Genomic DNA, 298 nt, shown 5'->3' on the forward strand with positions numbered 1-298 from the left:
GGCCTGGAGTACCTGAAGCAGGTGGTTCTTGAGGACAGTCTGGGGATCGGCGCTGAGCTGGAGGAGCACATGGAGGGGATTGTTGGGACCTACCAGTGCGAGTGGAAGACGGCCGTCGAGGATCCGGAGAAGCGGAAGCGGTTCCGGGAGTTTGTTAATGCGCCTTCGCAGTGCGATCCGGTTCAGGAGTGGACGGTTGAGCGGGGGCAGCGTCGGCCTGTTTTGGAGTCTGCGTAGCCTTTAGGTTCTGGTGAAGAGCAAGGCGCCATGGGGGTGCTTTTCTTCTGGGAAAAACAAC

At 59.4% G+C, this 298-nt stretch carries 1 protein-coding gene; it reads left to right on the top strand.

Translation table 11 applies throughout. The features are described 5' to 3' along the window. Nucleotides 1-237, top strand: a 237-nt coding sequence (locus tag B2W52_RS04195) for a hypothetical protein (RefSeq protein WP_286801497.1), incomplete at its 5' end; no start/stop codon positions are given. Nucleotides 238-298: the final 61 nt, after the last annotated feature.

This window comes from Marinobacter sp. UBA2498 (assembly GCF_002341575.1).
Classification (GTDB): Bacteria; Pseudomonadota; Gammaproteobacteria; order Pseudomonadales; family Oleiphilaceae; genus Marinobacter; species Marinobacter manganoxydans.